Source organism: Micropruina sp. (assembly GCF_047602385.1).
GTDB lineage: Bacteria > Actinomycetota > Actinomycetes > Propionibacteriales > Propionibacteriaceae > Micropruina.
Window position 1 is genome coordinate 560,381 of the sequence record NZ_JASGHL010000003.1, and the last position, 19,841, is coordinate 580,221.

General features: G+C 70.2%; 17 protein-coding genes and 2 pseudogenes. 2 read left to right on the forward strand and 17 right to left on the reverse strand.

The window, feature by feature from the left end:
- Positions 1–104 precede the first annotated feature (104 nt).
- From QM711_RS12165 to QM711_RS12205, 9 genes and pseudogenes are all read right to left on the reverse strand, one after another.
- Positions 105–596, reverse strand: coding sequence for an NUDIX hydrolase (locus tag QM711_RS12165; RefSeq protein WP_415099670.1), 492 nt, complete (start codon positions 594–596; stop codon positions 105–107).
- The gene (gene tsaD, locus QM711_RS12170; RefSeq protein WP_415099672.1) at positions 596–1,639 is read right to left on the reverse strand and encodes a tRNA (adenosine(37)-N6)-threonylcarbamoyltransferase complex transferase subunit TsaD; all 1,044 of its coding nucleotides are present in this window, start codon (positions 1,637–1,639) and stop codon (positions 596–598) included. Before tsaD ends, QM711_RS12165 begins: the two co-directional genes overlap by 1 nt.
- Positions 1,640–1,644: 5 nt before the next feature.
- On the reverse strand, positions 1,645–2,148 hold the full coding sequence (locus tag QM711_RS12175; protein WP_415099674.1) for a GNAT family N-acetyltransferase: 504 nt from the start codon (positions 2,146–2,148) through the stop codon (positions 1,645–1,647).
- Entirely contained in the window at positions 2,148–2,795 is a 648-nt protein-coding gene (tsaB, locus tag QM711_RS12180; RefSeq protein ID WP_415099676.1) for a tRNA (adenosine(37)-N6)-threonylcarbamoyltransferase complex dimerization subunit type 1 TsaB, read from the reverse strand. Before tsaB ends, QM711_RS12175 begins: the two co-directional genes overlap by 1 nt.
- Positions 2,792–3,616: a tRNA (adenosine(37)-N6)-threonylcarbamoyltransferase complex ATPase subunit type 1 TsaE gene (gene tsaE / locus QM711_RS12185; protein WP_415099678.1), complete on the reverse strand. Its 825-nt coding sequence runs from the start codon at positions 3,614–3,616 to the stop codon at positions 2,792–2,794. The genes tsaB and tsaE overlap by 4 nt, the downstream gene beginning before the upstream one ends.
- A gap of 570 nt (positions 3,617–4,186) precedes the next feature.
- Positions 4,187–4,762 (reverse strand): hypothetical protein, encoded by a 576-nt coding sequence (locus tag QM711_RS12190; protein ID WP_415099982.1) that lies wholly within the window; start codon positions 4,760–4,762, stop codon positions 4,187–4,189.
- Positions 4,760–5,179: pseudogene (locus QM711_RS12195) on the reverse strand (hypothetical protein); the annotation flags it as partial. The gene QM711_RS12190 and the pseudogene QM711_RS12195, both read right to left, overlap by 3 nt.
- A 25-nt stretch (positions 5,180–5,204) precedes the next feature.
- Positions 5,205–5,333: pseudogene (locus QM711_RS12200) on the reverse strand (mannitol-1-phosphate 5-dehydrogenase); the annotation flags it as partial.
- Positions 5,326–7,452, reverse strand: a complete 2,127-nt coding sequence (locus QM711_RS12205) for a PTS mannitol transporter subunit IICBA (protein WP_415099680.1) — start codon at positions 7,450–7,452, stop codon at positions 5,326–5,328. The pseudogene QM711_RS12200 and the gene QM711_RS12205, both read right to left, overlap by 8 nt.
- Positions 7,453–7,702: 250 nt before the next feature.
- Between QM711_RS12205 and QM711_RS12210 the strand changes: the two genes are divergently transcribed.
- The gene (locus tag QM711_RS12210; protein WP_415099682.1) at positions 7,703–8,710 is read left to right on the forward strand and encodes a sugar-binding transcriptional regulator; all 1,008 of its coding nucleotides are present in this window, start codon (positions 7,703–7,705) and stop codon (positions 8,708–8,710) included.
- 167 nt (positions 8,711–8,877) lie between these two features.
- Here the strand turns inward: QM711_RS12210 and QM711_RS12215 are convergent, their stop codons facing one another.
- The 4 genes from QM711_RS12215 to glmS all read right to left on the reverse strand — a co-directional run bounded on the left by QM711_RS12215 (position 8,878) and on the right by glmS (position 13,357).
- Complete coding sequence (locus QM711_RS12215) at positions 8,878–9,534, reverse strand: PTS sugar transporter subunit IIA (protein WP_415099684.1); 657 nt, start codon at positions 9,532–9,534, stop codon at positions 8,878–8,880.
- A 94-nt stretch (positions 9,535–9,628) separates the two neighbouring features.
- Positions 9,629–11,164, reverse strand: coding sequence for an NAD(P)H-hydrate dehydratase (locus QM711_RS12220; protein WP_415099686.1), 1,536 nt, complete (start codon positions 11,162–11,164; stop codon positions 9,629–9,631).
- A 4-nt stretch (positions 11,165–11,168) separates the two neighbouring features.
- The gene (locus tag QM711_RS12225) at positions 11,169–11,516 is read right to left on the reverse strand and encodes a holo-ACP synthase (RefSeq protein ID WP_415099688.1); all 348 of its coding nucleotides are present in this window, start codon (positions 11,514–11,516) and stop codon (positions 11,169–11,171) included.
- Complete coding sequence (gene glmS, locus QM711_RS12230; RefSeq protein WP_415099690.1) at positions 11,513–13,357, reverse strand: glutamine--fructose-6-phosphate transaminase (isomerizing); 1,845 nt, start codon at positions 13,355–13,357, stop codon at positions 11,513–11,515. Before glmS ends, QM711_RS12225 begins: the two co-directional genes overlap by 4 nt.
- A 130-nt stretch (positions 13,358–13,487) precedes the next feature.
- Between glmS and coaA the strand changes: the two genes are divergently transcribed.
- Positions 13,488–14,477 carry a type I pantothenate kinase gene (gene coaA / locus QM711_RS12235; RefSeq protein WP_415099692.1) on the forward strand — a complete coding sequence of 330 codons (990 nt, stop codon included), beginning with the start codon at positions 13,488–13,490 and terminating at the stop codon, positions 14,475–14,477.
- 75 nt (positions 14,478–14,552) lie between these two features.
- Here the strand turns inward: coaA and QM711_RS12240 are convergent, their stop codons facing one another.
- The 4 genes from QM711_RS12240 to QM711_RS12255 are packed head-to-tail and all read right to left on the reverse strand — an operon-like array spanning position 14,553 to position 19,705.
- Positions 14,553–15,386 carry a metallophosphoesterase gene (locus QM711_RS12240; RefSeq protein ID WP_415099694.1) on the reverse strand — a complete coding sequence of 278 codons (834 nt, stop codon included), beginning with the start codon at positions 15,384–15,386 and terminating at the stop codon, positions 14,553–14,555.
- The gene (locus QM711_RS12245; RefSeq protein WP_415099696.1) at positions 15,383–17,266 is read right to left on the reverse strand and encodes a putative nucleotidyltransferase substrate binding domain-containing protein; all 1,884 of its coding nucleotides are present in this window, start codon (positions 17,264–17,266) and stop codon (positions 15,383–15,385) included. Before QM711_RS12245 ends, QM711_RS12240 begins: the two co-directional genes overlap by 4 nt.
- Positions 17,267–17,268: 2 nt before the next feature.
- On the reverse strand, positions 17,269–18,150 hold the full coding sequence (locus QM711_RS12250) for a glutamate ABC transporter substrate-binding protein (RefSeq protein WP_415099698.1): 882 nt from the start codon (positions 18,148–18,150) through the stop codon (positions 17,269–17,271).
- A complete protein-coding gene (locus tag QM711_RS12255) occupies positions 18,059–19,705 on the reverse strand; it encodes an amino acid permease (RefSeq protein ID WP_415099700.1) in 1,647 nt (548 codons plus the stop codon). Before QM711_RS12255 ends, QM711_RS12250 begins: the two co-directional genes overlap by 92 nt.
- Positions 19,706–19,841: the final 136 nt, after the last annotated feature.

A 19,841-nucleotide genomic window follows, 5' to 3' on the forward strand; every position in this document is an offset into this window, starting at 1 on the left:
CGTCCCCAGTGACCAAAAGAACCGTCCCCAGTGACCGGGAGAACCGTCCCCGGTGACCGGGAGAACCGTCCCCGGTGACCAAGAGAACCGTCCCCAGCAGTCGCTCAGCGGTGGAAGGTCCAGCCGGTCGCCTCGCCGTCTACATACGGCATCACCCCGTGGAACGGACGCGGGTCGTCGTCGAAGACGAGCGCCAGGAAGTGCCGGTCGCCGGGCCACATCGGCAACGGCTCCCCCCTGCCGAGCAGCTGTTCGACCGGCACCCAGTGCAGCGGGCCGTCGTCGTTGCGATCGGGCGCGGTTCCGGTGAAGCTGTCCACGACGAAGATGAAGCCGAACCAGTCCTCGCCGCCGGCGCCGAAGCCGGGCCAGGAGATGGTGCCACGCAACCGCTCGGCGGTGACCGTGATGCCGGCCTCCTCCATCAGCTCGCGGTGCAGGCAGCCGATCACGTCCTCGTCGTTCTCCAGCTTGCCGCCGAGCCCGTTGTACTTGCCCTGGTGGACGTCCCCGTCGCGGCTGCGCAGCACCATCAGCGCGCGCCCGCCGTCCGGGTGCAGCACATAGCCGAGCACGCCGATGATCGGGGTCAGCATCAGACCAGCACCGTCGAGACCGGCAGCCCGGAGTCGGCGCCGATGTCCAGGGCCGAGGGGCGCAGCCCGCGGCTGATCACCTCGGAGCCGAGCACCGCCATCATCGCGCCGTTGTCGGTGCACAACCCCGGCCTCGGACGCCGCAGTGCGATGCCGCGTTCGGCCGTCCGCTGCTCGAGCAGTGCCCGCAGCCGGGAGTTGGCCGCCACCCCGCCGCCGATCAGCAGGTCGGAGACCCCGAAATGCTCGCAGGCATCCACGGCCTTGGCGGTGAGCACGTCACAGACCGCCTCCTGAAAGGACGCCGCCACATCGTCCACCGGAACGTCCTCACCGTCGCGGCGCCGAGTCTCCACCCAGCGCGACACCGCGGTCTTCAACCCTGAGAACGAGTAGTCGAACCGGTGTTTGACCAGGTCCTTCTGTGCGGTCAGCCCACGCGGGAAGCGGATCGCCTTCGGGTCGCCGTTCGCCGCCGCTTTGTCGATCACCGGCCCGCCCGGATAGGCCAGCCCAAGCACCCGGGCCACCTTGTCGTAGGCCTCGCCGGCGGCGTCGTCGATGGTCGAGCCGAGCTCGACGATGTCACCGGTGATGTCGTTGACCAGCAGCAGCGAGGTGTGCCCGCCGGAGACCAGCAGCGCCCCGCACGGCTGTGGCAGCGGTCCGTGATCGAGCAGGTCGACCGCGACGTGCCCAACCAGGTGGTTCAGTCCATAGAGCGGCTTGTTCAGCGCCACGGCAAGGGCTTTCGCCGCCGACAGCCCGACCACCAGGGCGCCCATCAGGCCCGGCCCCGCGGTGACGGCGATGCCGTCCAGTTCGGTCAGGTCGACATCAGCGGTGGCCAGCGCCCGCTCCAGGGCCGGACGCATCGCCTCCAGGTGGGCGCGCGAGGCGATCTCGGGCACCACTCCCCCGTAGCGGACGTGCTGCTCGACCGAGGATGCCACCTCGTTGGCCAGCAGCTCGTGTCCGCGGACGATCCCGACCCCGGTCTCGTCGCAGGACGATTCGATCCCCAGCACCAGTGGGCCGCTCATCGGCATCAACTCTCCATTCCGTGATCTCGTCCCGTCCCGGTCGTGCGCTGCATCACCAGCGCGTGCCGTCCGGCACCGTAGTAGTCCTTGCGGCGGGCCAGTTCGGTGAACCCGAGCCATCGGTAGAGGGCCAGCGCGGGGGCGTTGTCGTGCTCGACCTCCAGCAGCACGCGACCACCCCGCCGCTCCTCGACCCAGGCCAGTCCGGCCTCGATCAGCCCGCGTCCGATGCCGTGCCGGCGATGCTCGGGAGCGACCACCACCCGGTGCAGGTCGGCGACGTCGGCGACCAGTTGGAAGGTGGCGACACCCACCAGTTCGGCAGGGTCCGGTTCCGAGCCGCCGGACCTGCACTCGGCGACCAGCACGCACCGATCACCACCGGCGAACTCCGCGGCCCATGAGTCGCGGCTCCACCGGGACGCCTCGTCGAAGCCGGCGACCTCCAGCGCCAGCAGGCCGTCCAGATCGGCCGGTTCCGCCGTCCGGATCACCGCCTGATCGGTCATCACCGGGTGGCGCCGCGCGCCAGCCGGGGCTGCAGCAGGGTGGACTTTCGAGCGGTCGGCACCTCGGCGTCCGGACGCCGCAGATACAGCGGGGAGAGCCCGGCGTCGCCCAGGCCGGGGCCGGCCATAGCCAGCACACCGCCGTCCAACGGGGTGGCGGCGGCACCGGCCAGGGCCGCGCCGGGACCGATCACCGGCAACTCGGGCAACTCGGACGCCGGCGCCACGAAGGGTCCTTCGACGCGGCGTCCGTCGGCGGCGTAGCGCGCCCAGTAGACCTCGCGACGGCGCGCGTCGCTGACCACCAGGAACTCGCCCGCGGCCTCGGCGCGGTGTCCGGCGGCGACGGCGTCCAGGGAGCAGACCCCGCGCACACCGACGCCGAGCGCGAAAGCCAGAGTCTGCGCCGTGACGACGCCGACCCGCAGCCCGGTGAACGGACCGGGTCCGACGCCGACCACGATCGAGCCGATGTCGGCCAGAGTCCGGCCGGCGTCGGCCAGAGTGGCGTTGACCAGCGGCATCAGTTGCTCGGCGTGGGCCCGGTTGTCGGCGACCGCACCGGCGGCCAGGACGACCCCCTTGTCGGCGAGACCCACCCGGACGTCGGTCGAGGTGTCGATTCCGAGCGTCAGCGTGCGGCTCATCGCAGTTCCTCCAGTTGCCTACCGGCCCAGCGCGGACCGATACCGGACAAGAACACCAGCCGGGTCTCGTCCTCGGGGTCGAGCCCGCGCCTGATGTCGATCTCGAGCCGGTCATCGGCCAGCCCCTCGGCGATGCCGCCGCCCCACTCGATCAGGGTTACCGCATCGGCCAGGGACGCCTCCAGGTCGAGGTCCTCGAGTTCGTCGAAGCTGCCCAGGCGATAGGCGTCCACATGAACCAGGGCGGGGCCGCCGGCGACGCTCCGATGCACCCGGGACAGTACGAAGGTGGGTGAGATGACCGGGCCGAGCACGCCGAGGCCGGTACCGATGCCCTGGGTGAGGGTGGTTTTTCCCGCCCCCAGGTCGCCGGTGGCGATGATCACGTCCCCGGAGGTGAGCAGGGCCGCGAGCCGTTCGCCGAGGTCGCGCATGGCGTCCGCGGTCGGTGCTTCGACCAGCACCGGGAGGCTGCGCTGCAACAGTTCGAGCGGCGGCTGCTCGCCCACCCAGGCGAAGCCGTGCCGGCGCCACCAGCGGCCGAGCCCGGGAAACTCGGTACGCACGCCGAGCCCCAGCGTCCGCGTGCCGCGAGCGGCGAGCAGGTCAGTCGCGCACAGCACCAGCGCGCTGGCAATGCCGCGATGCTGATGGTCGGGGTGCACCGCGACCCGGGTGATCGTGGCGGTGTCGCCGTCCAGCGCCACGATCAGCGCGGCGGCGGGTTCGCCGTCCAGTTCGCCGAGGACGCCGAAGCCGGTGGCCAGCTTGTCGGCGATGGTCCGCTCGGTGTCGGACAGCGCAGCTGGCCGGCGGATCAACCGGCGGACGCGCGGCGAACGCGGCGTGCACCACCCGCAGCACGTCGGCGGCGCGGGACGCGTCCACCCGCAGGATGCGCAGGTTCCCGCCGTCGGGCAGGCCGGCCTCGGCGACGACGGTCGCGGACGGGGCGGACATGGCGATTCCTTTGATTGGCGATTGGGGCCGTCCCACTGTAGTCCTCGCCCAGGATCACCCCGTCCGGATGCCAGGGGACGGTTCTCCTGGTCACCGGGGACGGTTCTTCCGGTCACCGGGGACGGTTCTTTCGGTCACCACGCGCGCTGGTCCGCTCTTCAGGTCACCAAGCGCGCGCTCGTCCGCTCTTCAGGCCACCTAGCGCGGCGGCCGTCCGCTCCGGAGCGCCGGATGACCGCAGAAGGTGACCAAGAGAACCGTCCCCAGCGACCGGAAGAACCGTCCCCGGTGACCAAGAGAACCGTCCCCAGTGACCAAGAGAACCGTCCCCAGCGACCAGGAGAACCGTCCCCGGTGACCAGGAGAACCGTCCCCAGCGACCGAAACGGCGCCCCGGGGAACCCGGGGCGCCGTCCGATCGTGCGGGTAGCTCAGGCCTGGCGGGCCGCGAAGACCTCCAGCACCGCTGGGTAGAGCGGGTGCTCCGGCTCGAGGCCGGTGATCTGCGCCACCGCGTCCTCGGGGGAGAGTTCGCCGAGCAGCCGCTGCAGTTCGACCGCCTCGGGGTCCTCGCTGGTGTCGAACTGCAGCCCGGCACCGATCGCCGCCAGCAGGCCGTCGCAGGACATGCCCCGTTCGGCCAACTGGGACGCCGGCGAGATGAACCGGTCGTGCCGGCTCAGCTTGCGCAGCGGTCCGCGTCCGACCCGCAACGTGGTGTCGGGCAGGAACGGGTTGGCGAACCGCTTCAGGATCTTCGACACGTAGGCGCTCTGCACCGCGTCGTCGACGCCGTGCTTGGCGACGATCAGCGATTTGGTGTCGGCCAGGGCGTCGGCCACCTTCGCCGACACCGAGGGGTCGGCGAGCGCGTCGGAGATCTTCTCGATGCCCGCGGCGTAGCCGAACCAGGCCGCGGTGGCGTGGCCGGTGTTCACCGTGAACAGCTTGCGCTCAATGTAGGGCTCCAGGTCCTCCACCCAGGTGACTCCGGGGATCTCGGGCACCGCACCCTCGAACGGCGGGGTTTCGATGGCCCACTCGAAGTAGTTCTCGACGGTGACGTCGAGCCCGGCGTCCGGCGCCTGCGCGGGGACGATCCGGTCGACCGCGGTGTTGGCGAACAACGCCCGGTCAGCCAGGTCGTCGCCGGGGTAGGCCAGCTCGACTTCGGCCTTGAGGATGTCGGTGCCGTTGATCGCGTTCTCGCACGCCATCACCGCCACCCTGGGCCCGCCGGCCGGACGCGCCGCGATCCCGGCCGCGATCGCCGGGGCCACGAACTTCAGGATGTGCGCCCCGACGGCCGTGGTCACGATGTCCGCCGATGCGATGGCGGCGGTGAGCTCCGCGGCCTGTTTCGCGGAGTTGAGGGCGGAGTACCCGCGCACCACAGTGGTGCGCGGGTCGTCCCCCACTTCGTGGACGGCGTAGGACTCGAGAGTTCTGCAGTCCCTCGATCAGCGCCTCGGCCACATCGGCGAACACCAGCTCGTAGCCGGCGTTTCGGAGCAACAGCCCGACGAATCCACGACCGATGTTGCCGGCCCCGAAGTGCACTGCCTTCATGTCAGCCATTCACCTTTCCGAACGCGTCCCGCACCTGCGCCGGCGTGGTCGCCTGCTCCAGCTGCGCGATCTGGGCCTCGTCGAGGAACACCTCGGCGATCTTGCCCAACAGTTCCAGATGATCGTTGCCGGCACCGGCGATACCGATCACGAACTTCACCGGATTGCCGTTCCAGTCGATGCCGCCCGGGTACCGGGTGACCGAGATCGACGACTTGGTGATCATCGACTTGGCCTCGTTGGTGCCGTGCGGAATGGCCAGCAGGTTGCCCATGTAGGTGGACACCGACCGCTCCCGCTCGTGCATCGCCGCGACATAGCCGGCATCGACGTTGCCCGAAGCCACCAGCAGTTCGCCGGCCTCGGTGATGGCGCCGTCGCGATCGGTCGCGGAACCCTCCAGCACGATCGAGGAGAGCTTCAGCACCGCGTCCGCCTCGTCGACCTCGGCCACCTGGGTGGCCACCGCGGCAGACATCCCGCCCACCGACGCCGGGGCACCGGCCGCCGGCAGCGGTTCAGCCGCGGGTGCAGGTGCGGCTGCGGGCGCGCCGCCGCCGTTGGTCTGCTGCAACAACTCGACCACCTCGTCGTAGCGCGGGCTGGCCATGAAGTTGTCCACCGAGACGTGGATCGCCGACGGGGTGCCCTGCTTGGCCCGGTCGGTCAGGTCCTGATGGCTGACCACCAGGTCGAAGGTGTCGGTCAGGTTCGAGATCGCCTTGTTGACCACGCTGACGTCCTTGAACCCGGCGGACTGGATCTTCTTGCGCAGCACCGAGGCGCCCATCGCTGAGGAGCCCATCCCGGCGTCGCAGGCGAAGACGATGCTCTTGATCGGGCCACCGGCGACACCCGGGCCCGAATCGCCGAGCAGGGACGCCGAGACCGACGACTTCTTGCCCTTCATCTGCTCCATGGACGCCGTCGCGGCGGCCAGGTCGTCGTCGCCGCCCTTGGCGGTCTTCAGGATCACCATCGCGATCAGGAAGGTCACCGCGGCCGCGGCCAGCACCGCCAGGGTGACCCCCAGGTAGCTGTCGGTCGCAGTCTGGGCGTAGATGGCGATGATCGATCCCGGTGCCGCCGGCGCCCGCAGGCCGGTGCCGAACAGCTGGTTGACCGCCACACCGGACGCGCCGCCACCGATCATCGCAACCACCAGCACCGGCCGCATCAGCACGTACGGGAAGTAGATCTCGTGGATGCCGCCGAAGAAGTGGATGATCGCCGCACCGGGCGCCGAGCCCTTGGCCGAACCCTTGCCAAAGACCGAGTAGGCCAGCAGCAGGCCGAGACCCGGACCCGGGTTGGCCTCGAGCAGGAACAGGATCGATTTGCCGGTATCGGCTGCCCGCGCCAAGCCCAGCGGGGTCAGGATGCCGTGGTTGATCGCGTTGTTGAGGAACAGGATCTTGGCCGGCTCGATCATCACCGAGGTGAGCGGCAGCAGGTGGTAGTTGACCAGCCAGCCGACGCCGGCGCCCAGGATGCCGCTGAACCCGGACACGATCGGGCCCATGACGAAGAAGCCGAAGATGGCCAGGATCATGCCCCAGATGCCGGCCGAGAAGTTGTTCACCAGCATCTCGAAGCCGGGCCGGATCTTGCCGTCCCAGATGGCGTCGATCTTCTTCATCGTCCAGCCACCCAGCGGGCCCATGATCATCGCGCCCATGAACATCGGGATCGAGGTGCCGGAGATGACGCCCATGGTCGCGATCGCGCCGACGACGCCGCCGCGGACGTCGTAGACCATCTTGCCGCCGGTGTAGGCGATCAGCAGCGGCAGCAGGTAGGTGATCATCGGCCCGACGATGCCGCCGTAGGCGGAGCAATGCTGCAGCCCATCGGCGAGGGCCTGGGACTCGCCGCTCGGCAGCATGATCTTCGCGGCACAGGTGCTGGCGTCGACGCCCCAGCCGCCGATCTTGGCCACCCAGCTGTCGTTGGGCAGGGTGCCGTTAGCGGCCAGGTTGATCCAGCCGGCTTCGATGAAGATCGCGGTGATGAAGCCCCAAGCGATGAAGGCGGCGATGTTGGGCATCACCATGTTGGACAGGAATGTTCCGAACTTCTGTACGTGGATGCGCGCCGAGCCCTTCGGCGCAGCGGTAGTGGTCGACATATATGTCTCCTCAGTGCTCGGCGCGGGCCCTGCGGCACTGCTCTCGGGCCACGCGCGCGTGATCCTGAAACACTAGACCGGGTCCGCGAAGAGAGCCACACAGCGACGCCCGACACGAGCGAGAATGAGGCTCGCGCACTCATCTGTGCGGCGCTCCGCCGACGCGCCGAGGGATCCGGCCGGCTCCGGACGGGGCGCAGGGTCGCCGGCCGGGGGCGATCAGCCGCCTTCTGATAGCGTCAGCCCTCAAATGAGCGCACCCGAGCAGCCGTCCGCGACGGTATTCAAGGGCCCAGCCGAACTCGTGCTCGCCGCCGAGATCGCCCGGCGGCACTATCTCCGGGGCCAGACCAAGGTCGAGATCGCCGACGACCTGCGGGTGAGCCGGTTCCGGGTCGCCCGGCTGCTGCAGGTCGCCCGCCAGGCCGGAATGGTCCGGATCGAGATCCAGCAGTCCGGGACGATCGACCTGGACCGCTCGATCCGGCTGCGGGAGCGGTTCGGGCTCGAGCACGCGGTGGTCGTCGACTGCCCCGAGCGGGACCAGCAGTCACTGCGTTCGATGCTTGGCCGGGCCGCCGCCGATCTGCTCGCCGAAGTGGTCACCGCGGGCGACCTGATCGGGCTGGCCTGGGCGCGCTGCGTGCAGTCGATGGTCCGCCAGGCGCAGCGGATGCCGCAGGCCTCGGTCGTCCAGTTGACCGGGGTGCTGCCGCGGCCGAACGAGCGATCCGGGTCGATCGAGGACGAGACGGCGGTCGACATCGTCCGCGACCTGGCCCGGGTGTGCCGCGGTCCGGCCTACCTGTACTTCGCGCCGTTCCTGGTGCCGGACGCCGCGACGGCTCACGCGCTGCGGCGGCAGCCCGAGATCGTCCGGGCTTTCGACAAGGCGTCCTCGGCCGACGTCGCGGTGGTGGGGATCGGCGGTTGGGCACCCGGACTGTCCACGCTCTACCAGGCCGCCACTCCGCCCGAGCGGGCCGAAGGCGCCCGGGCCGGCGTCTGCGCCGAGATCGCCGGAGTCTGCCTGGCCGCCGACGGCGAGCCGCTGCACACCCCGCTCAACGAACGGATGATCAGCGTCACCGCCGCCCAGTTCGGGGCGATGTCGCAACGGATCGCCATTCCCTACGGCAGCGACAAGCATCCCGCCGTGCTGGCCGCGCTACGCAGCGGCTTGGTCACGATGCTGGTCACCCACTCGTCGCTGGCCGAGGCCCTGCTCGAGCGGGACCAGCCGTCCGGGACGCCCTGAGGAAACGCAGATCATCGTTGGTCGAGCGTGTCGAGGCCTCATCGACCACGGGTTTCGACAGGCTCAACCAGCAGTGACTGATCATCGTTGGTCGAGCGTGTCGAGACCTCACCGACCGGGTTTCGACAGGCTCAACCAGCGAAACCGGGGTAGCGGGAGCGCGAGCCTCAGCCGTTGATCTTGGCCAGGATCCGCCAGACCTGGTCGGCGGAACTCGCCTGCTCGAGCTGGGCGACCTTGGCCTCATCGAGGAAGGCCTCGGCGATCCGGCCGAGCAGTTCCAGGTGCTGGCCGTTGCCGGCGGCGATGCCGATGACGAATTTGACCGGGTTGCCGTTCCACTCGATCCCGTTGGGGTAGCGCACCACCGAGACGGCCGAGGACTGGATCGCCCGCATCGCCTCGTTGGTGCCGTGCGGAATAGCCAGGAAGTTCCCCATGTAGGTGGACACGGACCGCTCGCGCTCGAACATCGACTCGATGTAGCTCTCGTCGACCGCGCCGGCCGAGACCAGCAGCCTGCCTGCCTCGGGGATCGCCTCCTGCTTGTTGGTCGCGGTCCCGTTGAGCTCGATCGCCCGCAGCTTGAGGATGGCGTCGGTGTCGTCGATCTCGGTCGGCTCGGAGACGTCCAGCACCGTGATGGCCGGCCCGGCGGCGGCTTGATCGAGCAGCCCCTCGGCGGTGACCGGCGGCGCGGAGGGAGCGGGGGTCGCGGGCGGCGTCGCAGCCGCGGCCGGTCCCGGCTTCCGCTTGCGCATCAGATACATGGTCGCGATTGCCACCGCGGCGACGATCAGCACGATCACCAGGGTCTGTTCCATCAGGTTCTCCTCGTCGACGGGGTGTCGCTGGCGCGGCACGGAGCGCCACCCCCGGATTCTGTCATCTCGACGGCGTGGCGGCGATCCTCGGCCGCTATCCGGCCAACCCAGCGGACGCGACCGGCCCGGCGAGTGCGCCGATCACGTCCGGAAGCCGCTCGGCGAGCCATTGCGGCGGGTGCGGACCCGGGTTCAGCCGGGCGGCCAGCGCCTGGACGGACGCCGCGGCCAGTGCCGCCGTCGCGGGGGCCAGACCGGCGGCGAGCAGGGTCCCGCAGACCCCGGCCAGCACATCGCCGGAGCCGGCCTGCGCCGTCCAGGACGGTCCCGGCACCGCGACGCTGGCCGCGCCGTCCGGGCCGCAGACGTACTGGGTGGCGCCTTTGAGGAGCACGGTGGCCCCGAACCGGGTCGCGGCGCTGCGGACCGCGGCGAGCGGGTCGGCGCTCACCGCGGCGCGTTCGATCTCGAGCAGCCGGGCCAGTTCGCCGGCGTGCGGGGTGAGCAGCACCCGCTCCCCCAGTTCGCCGGGCGGTAGGAAGCGCAGCGCGTCGGCGTCCAGCACCAGGGGAAGCTCCTCGGCCAGTGCCTGCTCGACCACCGCGGCGCCGTCCGGCCGCTCACCCCAGCCGCAGCCGAGCACCCGGGCCTGGACGCGTCCGGCGCCGAATACCACGTTGGGCGCCGCCTGCCGGATCAGGCCAACCGCGCCGTCCGCACCGGCGAACCGGACCATGCCGGCGCCCGCGTGCACGGCTCCGAGCGTGGAGAGCACGGCAGCGCCGGGGTAGCTGTCGGAACCGGTGTCCAGGCCGACCACGCCCCGGGAGTATTTGTCGCTGGTGGCGTCCGGCACCGGCCAGGCGGCCGCGACGTCCGAGCGTTCCCAGCAGCGCAGGTCGGGCGTGGGCAGGTCGAGCCCGATGTCGACCAATTCGACCACCCCGCACGCGGACGCGGCCGGCTCGAGCACCTGGCAGAACTTCAGCCCGCCGAAGGTGACGGTGCGGGTGGCGGTGAAGTGCGCGGCCCCGCTGGTCGAGCCACCGCTGGTCGAGCTTGTCGAGACCCCACCGGACGTGGTCTCGACAAGCTCGACCGACGGCAGGTCCGCGCCCAGCCCGGACGGCAGGTCGACCGCCACCACCGGGACCCCGGCGTCGGCGCAGGCCCGGGCGAACAGGGCGACCGGTTCCCGCAGGCCGGGACGTCCGCCGATGCCGAGCACGCCGTCCACCACCAGGTCGGACGCCGGCAACTCGTCCAGCGCGCCGAGCGGGTCGACCTCACGGCCGCCGGCGGCCAGGAACGCCCGCCACGCCTGTTCGTGCACCGACGAGCCGGTCCGCCACGCCTGTTCGTGCACCGACGAGCCGGTCCGCCACGCCCGCACCCGCACCCCGCGGCGCAGCAGCCGCACCCCCGCGTACAGCGCATCGCCGCCGTTGTTGCCGGACCCGGCCAGCACCAGCACCCGGGCGCCGTAGGTCCGGCCGCGAATCGCCGACAGCTCGCGCAGCAGCGCTGACGCCAGTCCGGACGCCGCTCGCTGCATCAGCACCCCGGGCAGCGCGGCCAGCAGCGGCTCCTCGGCCGCCCGGATCGTCTCCGCCAGATATGCCGCCCTCACAGGCTCAAGCCTCGCAGACCACCACCGCGGCGGCGATGCCGGCGTCGTGGGTGATCGACAGATGCACGGTGGCGATGCCCAGTTCGGCGACTCGCGCCGCGATCGTCCCGGTGTAGTGGAAGAAGGGCTTGCCGAGGTCGTCCTTGCGCACCTCCACGTCGTGCCAGGAGAGTCCGGCCGGCGCGCCGAGCGCCTTGGCCAGCGCCTCCTTGGCGGCGAACCGTCCGGCCATCCGGTTCATCGACGTGTCCCGCTCGGCCGGGGTGAACAGCCTGGCCAGCAGGCGCTCCCGGGCGGCCGCCGAGGCGAACCGCTCGACCGGGCAGACGTCGATGCCGATGCCGACGATCACTCGACCGTGACCGATTTCGCCAGGTTGCGGGGCTGGTCGACGTCGTAGCCCTTCAGGGTGGCCACCTCGCAGGCGAACATCTGCAGCGGAATGGTGGCCACCAGCGGCTGCATCAGGGTGGACACCTTGGGCAGCCGGAACAGGAAGTCCGCGTACGGCGTCACCTCGTCGTCGTCGTCCTCGGCCAGCACGATGGTGAACGCGCCGCGGGCCCGCACCTCCTGGACGTTGGAGATCACCTTGTCGTGCAGCTGGTCGCGGCCCTGCGGCGGCACCACGACGAAGATCGGCAGCTGGTCCTCGACCAGGGCGATCGGGCCGTGCTTGAGTTCGCCGGCCGGGAACCCCTCGGCGTGCAGGTAGGCGATCTCCTTCAGCTTCAGCGCGCCCTCCAGCGCCACCGGGTAGCCGACGTGCCGGCCCAGGAAGAGCACCGACTCCTGCTCGGCATACTTCGCCGCCAGCTCCTTGATCGGCTCGATCTCGTCCAGCACCCGCTGGATCAGCCCCGGCGTCTCGGCCAGCTCGCTCATGATCGCGGCGATCTCGTCGCCGAACTTCGTCCCCCGCACCTGGGCCAGGTAGAGGCCGAGCAAATAGCAGGCGGCCACCTGGGTGAGGAAGCCCTTGGTCGAGGCGACGCCGATCTCGGGGCCGGCGTGGGTGTAGATGACGGCGTCCGATTCGCGCGGAATGGTGGCGCCGTTGGTGTTGCAGATCGCGATCACCTTCGCCCCCTGCTCGCGGGCGTGCCGGATCGCCATCAGCGTGTCGGCGGTCTCACCGGACTGGCTGAGCGTGACCACGAGGGTCCGGCCGGTGATGATCGGGTCGCGGTAGCGGAACTCGGACGCGATCTCGACCTCGCAGGCGATCCGGGTCCAGTGCTCGATCGCGTATTTGGCGACCATGCCCGCGTAATAGGCGGTGCCACAAGCCACGATGATGATCTTGTCGATGGTGCGCAGCTCGGCTTCGGGAATGTGCAGCTCGTCGAGCTTGAGCGAGCCGTCGGTGTTGTAGCGGCCGAGCAGGGTGTCGGCGACCGCCTGCGGCTGCTCGTAGATCTCCTTGCGCATGAACCAGTCGTAGCCCTGCTTCTCGGCGGCGGAGAGATCCCAGGTCACCTCGAACGGACGGCTCTGGGCCGGACGCCCGGCGAAGTCGGTGACGATCACCTGCTCGGGGGTGACGTCCACCACCTGGTCCTGTCCGAGTTCGATCGCCTGCCGGGTGAACTCGATGAATGCCGCCACGTCGGAGGCCACGAAGTTCTCGCCCTCGCCGACCCCGACCACCAGCGGCGAGTTGCGCCGGGCGGCCACCAGCCGCCCCGGCTCGGCGGCGTCGATGGCGACCAGGGTGAAGGCACCGTGCAGCCGGCCGCAGACGGCTCGCATCGCATCAGCCAGGTCGGCGCCCTCGTCCACGGCCCGTCCGAGCAACTGGGCGGCCACCTCGGTGTCGGTCTCAGAGCGGAACTCCACACCGGCCTGCTGCAACTCGGCCCGCAGCGGGGCGAAGTTCTCGATGATGCCGTTGTGGATCAGCGCGACCCGGCCGTTGCTGGAAACGTGCGGATGCGCATTGAAGTCGGTCGGGCCGCCGTGCGTCGCCCACCGGGTGTGTCCGATGCCGGTCCCGCTCACCGCCAGCGGACGGCCCGCGGTCTCGGCGTCCAGGTTGGCGATCTTGCCCGCCTTCTTCCGGACGTCGAGCGCACCATCGGCGACCACCGCCACGCCGGCCGAGTCGTAGCCGCGATACTCCATCCGGCGCAGGCCCTCGACCACCACCTTGCTGGCATCGCGAGGACCGACGTAACCGATGATTCCGCACATGCCGGGAACTGTACCGAGGTCTCTGCCAGCGCACCGGCAGGTCGGGCACCGCGGACAACACGCCGCAAACCTGCCGCCAGTCGCCTCACCGACGGGCAGACTGGTGGCGCACATAACCCAGCGAGGTGTCATGGATCAATTGCCGATCGTGCTTCCACCGGGAATGCCGCTCGCGCCCGAGGACGACCCCTACGGTCCCTATGTCGCGCTCAGCCGCGGCCAGTGGAGCGAACTGGCCGAGGCGGTCCCCTGGGAGCTGGACGACCACACGCTGGCCCGGCTGCGCGGCCTCGGCGACCCCACCGACGCCGACGAGGTCAGGCAGGTCTACCACCCGCTGACCCAGCTGCTGAACCTGTACTGGGAGCGCACCGGCGCCCTCTACCGGACCAGTCACGACTTCCTCGGCATCAACCACCGGCAGGTGCCGTTCGTGATCGGTGTCGCCGGGTCGGTGGCTGTCGGCAAGTCGACGACGGCTCGGTTGCTGCAGGAACTGCTGGCCCGCGGGCCGCGGCGTCCCAAGGTCGACCTGGTCACCACCGACGGCTTCCTGTATCCCAACCACATGCTCGAGGCGATGGGGATCGCGCACCGCAAAGGCTTTCCCGACTCCTACGACCGGCACGCGTTGCTGCAGTTCGTCATCGACGTGAAATCCGGCAAATCGGAGGTGACCGCGCCGGTCTATTCGCACCTGATCTACGACATCGTCCCGGACGAGCGGATCGTGGTGCGCGACCCGGACATCCTGATCGTCGAGGGGCTGAACGTCCTGCAGCCGGCGCGTCGGCGCTCCGACGGCAGCACCGCGCTGGCGGTCAGCGACTTCTTCGACTTCACCGTCTACGTGGACGCCCGGACGGCGTTCATCCGGCAGTGGTACGTCGACCGCTTCTTCGCCCTCCGGGAGACCGCCTTCCGCGATCCGCAGTCATACTTCCGCCGCTACGCCGAGATGTCGGAGGCCGAAGCGCTGACCACCGCCACCACCTTCTGGGACACCATCAACGGACCCAACCTCGAGCTCAACATCCGGCCCACCCGGGGCCGGGCCACCGCGATCCTGCGCAAGGACGAGAACCATCAGGTCAGCTGGGTCCGGATCCGGAAGGTGTGAGGCCCTCACCGCCTCCTTGCCGACCGACCGCTCGGTACACCGGCCGCCGGGACCCGGCCACCGGAGCGATCCGGCTCACCCGGGCAGCTCGAACGAGCGCCAGAGCCGGTCGCCGAGCGCCCCGTGCCCCGGGTCGATGCCGACCAGTCGGCCGCCGGGCAGGGTGATCACGACGTGTTTCGCCTCGTCGTCGCACACAGCCGCGGCGCGCAACTCGTCGTCCAGGTGCCAGCGTCCGGTCTGCCAGTTGTAGGCCGAGCTGTGACCGTGCACCTGGCTGAACGGCAGTTCCCGGCCCGACCAGCTCGCGGCGACCTCGGTGCCGGCTGCCGCCCAGACCGGCCCGGCACTGTGGTCCGGGTCGCGCCAGCCGAGCATCGTGCCCGGCTTGAAAAGGGCCCGGCCCCGGCGCCGGGCAAGGGAGTTGATCGCGTCGGCCGCCGCGACGACGTCGGTCGGGGCGCCGAGCACGTCCTGCCAGAAGCCGCGAGTGAGCCCGGCGTGGCTGACCAGCAGGTCCTCGCCGCCGGCCCTGATCGCCGCAGCCGGACGCATCAGCCCAGAACTCCACCAGCGCCGCAGGGTCACCGCGGTGGGGCGCGACACCCGCTCGTCCCAGCTGAACTGGCGCCGCCGCAGGTAGAAGGCCTCGTGGTTGCCGACCAGCTGGATCCAGCGACCGGGCGACTCCGCCAGGTGCCGGTCGACCAGACCGACCACGCCGGCCGAGTCCGGGCCGCGATGAATGAGGTCGCCCACCTGCACCACGAACAGGTCCGCGGGCAGTGGCCCGGCCCCGTCGCCGCTCACCCCCAGCCGGGCCAACTCGGCGCGCAGGGCGTCGGCATGGCCGCCGATGTCGCCGATCACGGCGACGCGCTGACCGGCACCGAGGCGCAGCAGGCTCATTGCCAAGGGTCGCTGTCCGACTGGGGGTCGGGCCGGCCCCAGTCCTCCGGATTCTCGTAGCGCGACAGGTTCGCCATCCGCTGCTGCACCGTCGCGATCTCGCGGACGGCGCGCGCGATGATGCTGCCGTCGATCGCCGAGATCCGGTCCAGGCGCAGCAGGTCGGTGGGCGTCCGGCCACGCTCTACCTGTTTGAGCTGGCGGCGCAGCCGGATCGACTGCAACACCTCGAACACCTCGACCAGGGTGTCGGCCTGCCGCCCCGGCAGGATCGACGACCCGGACGCCGCCCGCAGCCGCTGGGTGGTCGGCAGCGCGCTCGAGCCCACCATCAGCGCCGCCCAGCGGGCCAGGTTGACGATCGGCAGCAGGGCCTCCCGCTTGATGTCGAACGCCTCCCGGCCGGGAAACACCCGGCGCAGCGGACGCAGCCGCGCCCGCTTGGACAGGGACTCCTCCAGCAACATCCGCATGCTGCCGGCGTGGGCCCGCAGCTCGGCGACCATGTGCGCAACGCCCGGCACCGCCGGGTCGCCGTGGATGGAGCGGGCGTCGAGCAGCAGCGACACCATCATGGCGCCGTTGTCCTGGCTGGGATCGGCGACCCACTCCCCGGCGATCTGCTCCCAGGAGGCGCTGCTGCGGGCGAACAACTGGTGCGCGGCGGTGGCGCCGTGGCCGTCGCCGGTCAGCCCGGCGTCGGCCAGTGCGCTGATGACCTCGAGGAAGACCTCCCGGTAGCGGTCTATCTCCGCTTGTGGGAGCGGCTCGTGGAAGGCCACCGCGCAGTCGACGTCCGAGCTGAGGGTGGACTCGCGGCGGCCGTTGCTACCCAGCGACAGCCAGCTGAAGGCGTCCAGCGACACCTCGGGGTGCCGGGCGAAGACCAGCTCGAGCATCCGCCGGGTGACGGCGTCGACCAGAGCGGAGTACACGCTCAGCACGCAGGGGCCGGCCAGTCCGCCGGCCAGCAGGTTGGCGAGCAGCGCCGGCATCCGGCGGGCCTGCGCCACCAGCGCGGGGATCTCGTCCGCCCGCCGGATCCGCTCGTGCAGCAGCAGCCCGGGGGTGACCGGCGACCCGATGAAGTCGCGGGCCTCGACCGCGCCGACCGGCGAGCCGTCCGATCCGGTCACCAGCACATGGTCGGCCCGGGAGTCGAGCAGCAGGACGACGGCTTCGGTCGCCGACGCGTGCCGGTCGACCCGCGGCAGATCGGTCACCGCGACCCCCGCGACCGGGGAGTCCGCGGTCATCCCGGTGGCGAGCACCTGCCGCCGCAGCGAGCGATCGGTGACCACCCCGAGTCCCCCGCCGGGCAGCCGGACGCCGGCCACCCCGGTTCCCGCCATCGCTACCGCGGTCGCGCGAATGCTGGCCGAGCCGTCCACGACGACCAGGGGATCCACGCCGACATCGTCCAGCCGGATCCGGCCCCCGGCCTCGGCCAGGTCGTCGGGGACCATCGTTGTGCCGGCCATCGCCGGCTCGCTCTCGGGCAGCGCCCGGGCCACCCGCTCCGACGGCACCCGCAGCACCCGGACCGGAATGTCGGCGACCACCAACGGGCCGATCGCCTTTCCCGACAGCGTCGCGTTCAGCCCGAACACCTCCCCCGGCCCGGCGAGTCGCTCGGGGGCCGCGGGGTCGTGCGGGCGGTCGGCGTCCTGCCAGACCCGGACGCGCCCGGAGACGACCACGATGATCTCGCCGGGCTGCGCCCGGAACGCATCCAGGATCAACTCACCGGCGCGATATTCGGCGATCCGCGAACCCGCGGCCAGGGCCTCGATGGTGCGGGCGTCCAGGCCGGCGAACGGTGGCGTGGCCGCGAGCGCGGCTATCGCCCGGACGAGCACGCCCGGGCGACCACCGACCATTGTCACTTGCCTGGTGTGGGCGGATTGGGAATCTTGTACCCGGACGGCCCCACATTTCGTTCCAGCGACGCCTTCCAGGATCCGTCCGCGATGTAGCTGGTCAGGGCCTGGTTGACCTGGGTGACCAGCTGGTCGGAGCCCTTGCGGATGCCGATGCCGTACGGCTCGTCGGAGAAGCCCTGGCCGAGGACGCGCAGCACGCCCTTATTGGCCGGCAGCGCGGCGAAGCCGGCCAGGATGACGTCGTCGGTCGTCACCGCGTCCACGTCGCCGTCCACCAGTCGCTTGACGCACTCCGAGAACGTGTTCGGCTGAACCAGCGCGACGTCACCGTGGTACCGGTTCAGCACGTTCTGCGCCGAGGTGGTGTTCACGGCGGCGCAGAGCGTCCGGCCCTTCAACCGGTCCGGACCGGTCAGCTCCTCGTCATTGCGCCGGACCAGCAGATCCTGGTGCGCGACGAAGTACGGGCCGGCGAAGTCGATCCGGCGCCGCCGCTCGTCGTTGATGGTGTAGCTGGACAGCACCAGGTCGACCTTGTCTTCTTCCAGCAGCCGCTCGCGGTCGACCGGGTCGGCCTTCACCCAGGTGATGGCCTCGGCGGGTACCCCGAGCGCCTTGGCCACGTAGGTCGCGGTGTCGACGTCGAAGCCCTTGGGGTCCTTGCCGAGGGTGACGCCGTCCGACTCACCGGTAGCGGTCGCCACGCCGATCCCCGGTTCGTCGAACGAGATGCCGATCCGGAGCTTGCTGAAGGTGGTCGCGCCGGCGATCGGGGTGGGGTTCTTGACCTCACCGGGGTTGCTGCAACCGGTCAGCAGCAACGCGATGGACGCCCCGGCGGCGAGCAGCAGCCGGGTCAGTGAATGTGTCGTGATACGCATCGATGTGGTCCTTCCGCCTCAGTGGGCCGGGGTGTCGGCATCGGGGTCGGCGACGGTGGCATCGCCATACCTGGGTCCGGTGTCGGTCCAGACCGACTCGATCCGGCCGCCGGTGTCCGCGATCACTCGTGGCTTGACCAGCCGCCAGCCGAGGGCGAGCAACCCGCTCAGCACCGGGATGCCGAACACCACCACCAGGAAGTTGATCTTGTGCGAGAACTCCTCGGCGCTCTGCCAGCCCGAGAATCGCGATCCCGACCACGACGAAGACCAGGAAGGCCAAGCCGATATAGGACGTCCAGGGTGAGCCTGGCGCTGGGAACGGTGTCGGTGGCACCACGCCTTTGTCGATTAACTGGCGCAGCCTGATCTGGCAGGCGAAGATCGTCGCCCAGGTGAACACGATCATGATCGCGGTCGCCTCGATGGCGAGTTCGAAGGCGTTCGGGACAAAGGCGTTCAGCACCGCACCGAGGGCCATCACGGCGGCGGTCATCACGATGCCGGCCCAGGGCACACCCGAGTTGCTCATCTTCAGGGTGAACATCGGCGCCTGCTTCGACATGCCCAGGCTGCGCAGCACGCGTCCGGTGGAGAACATTCCCGCGTTCAGGCTGGACATCGCGGCAATGATCAGGATCGCCTGGATGAGGGCGCTCATCCAGTCCATGCCGAGCTTGCCGAACACGGTGACGAAGGGGCTGATGCCCGGCTTGTAGTCGGAGGTGGGCAGGATCGACACCAGCAGCAGCAGCGAGCCGACGTAGAAGATCGCGATCCGCATGATGACGGCGTTGACGGCCTTGGGCACCTCGCGGGCCGCGTTCTGCATCTCGCCGGCCGCCACGCCCACCATCTCGATGGCCGCGTAGGCGAAGACCACACCGGACATCACCAGCAGCGGGCCGTACCAGACATAGGGCGACTCGGTGGGCCAGAAGCCACCCGGGTTGCTCCACAGGTTGTGGAACCCGGCCTGGTGTCCGCCGACGTTGAAGCCGCCCACCACCACGACCGTGCCGACCACCAGGAACACCGCGATGGCGCCGACCTTGAGGATCGCCGCCCAGAACTCGAACTCGCCGAACGCCTTGGCCGACATCAGGTTGACCGCCAGCACGACCACCAGCCCGACCAGCACGGTGATCCAGGTGTCCAGCGTCGGGAACCAGAACTGCATGTAGAGACCGACCGCGGAGAGATCCGCGACGCCGGTCAGCACCCAGTTCATCCAGTAGATCCAACCGGTGGTGAAGGCCCACTTCTCGCCGAAGAACTCACGCATGTACGACACGAACGCACCCGAGGTGGGCCGGTGCAGCACCAGCTCGCCGAGCGCTCGCATCAGGAAGTAGGCGATCAGGCCGACCAGTGCGTAGCTGAGCACCAGGGCCGGGCCGGTGTTGTGCAGTCGCGACGCCGAGCCCAGGAACAGGCCGGTGCCGATGGCGCCGCCGATCGCGATCATCTGGACGTGGCGGCGTCCGAGGGTTTGTTTGTAACCGACCTGTTCGGCGTCCAGCGCCGACAGCTGGGGGGATTTGGTATCTGTCATGTGCATCCATTTCTCGGACAAGAACCCGGATCCGGAGGCGGCCGATCCAGCCGCGGAACCATGATGGCTGGGGGCGTGCTCCCGATTCCAGGCACCCTGCCAGTCACCCAGGGCTACTGGCAAGCACTTTTGCAGA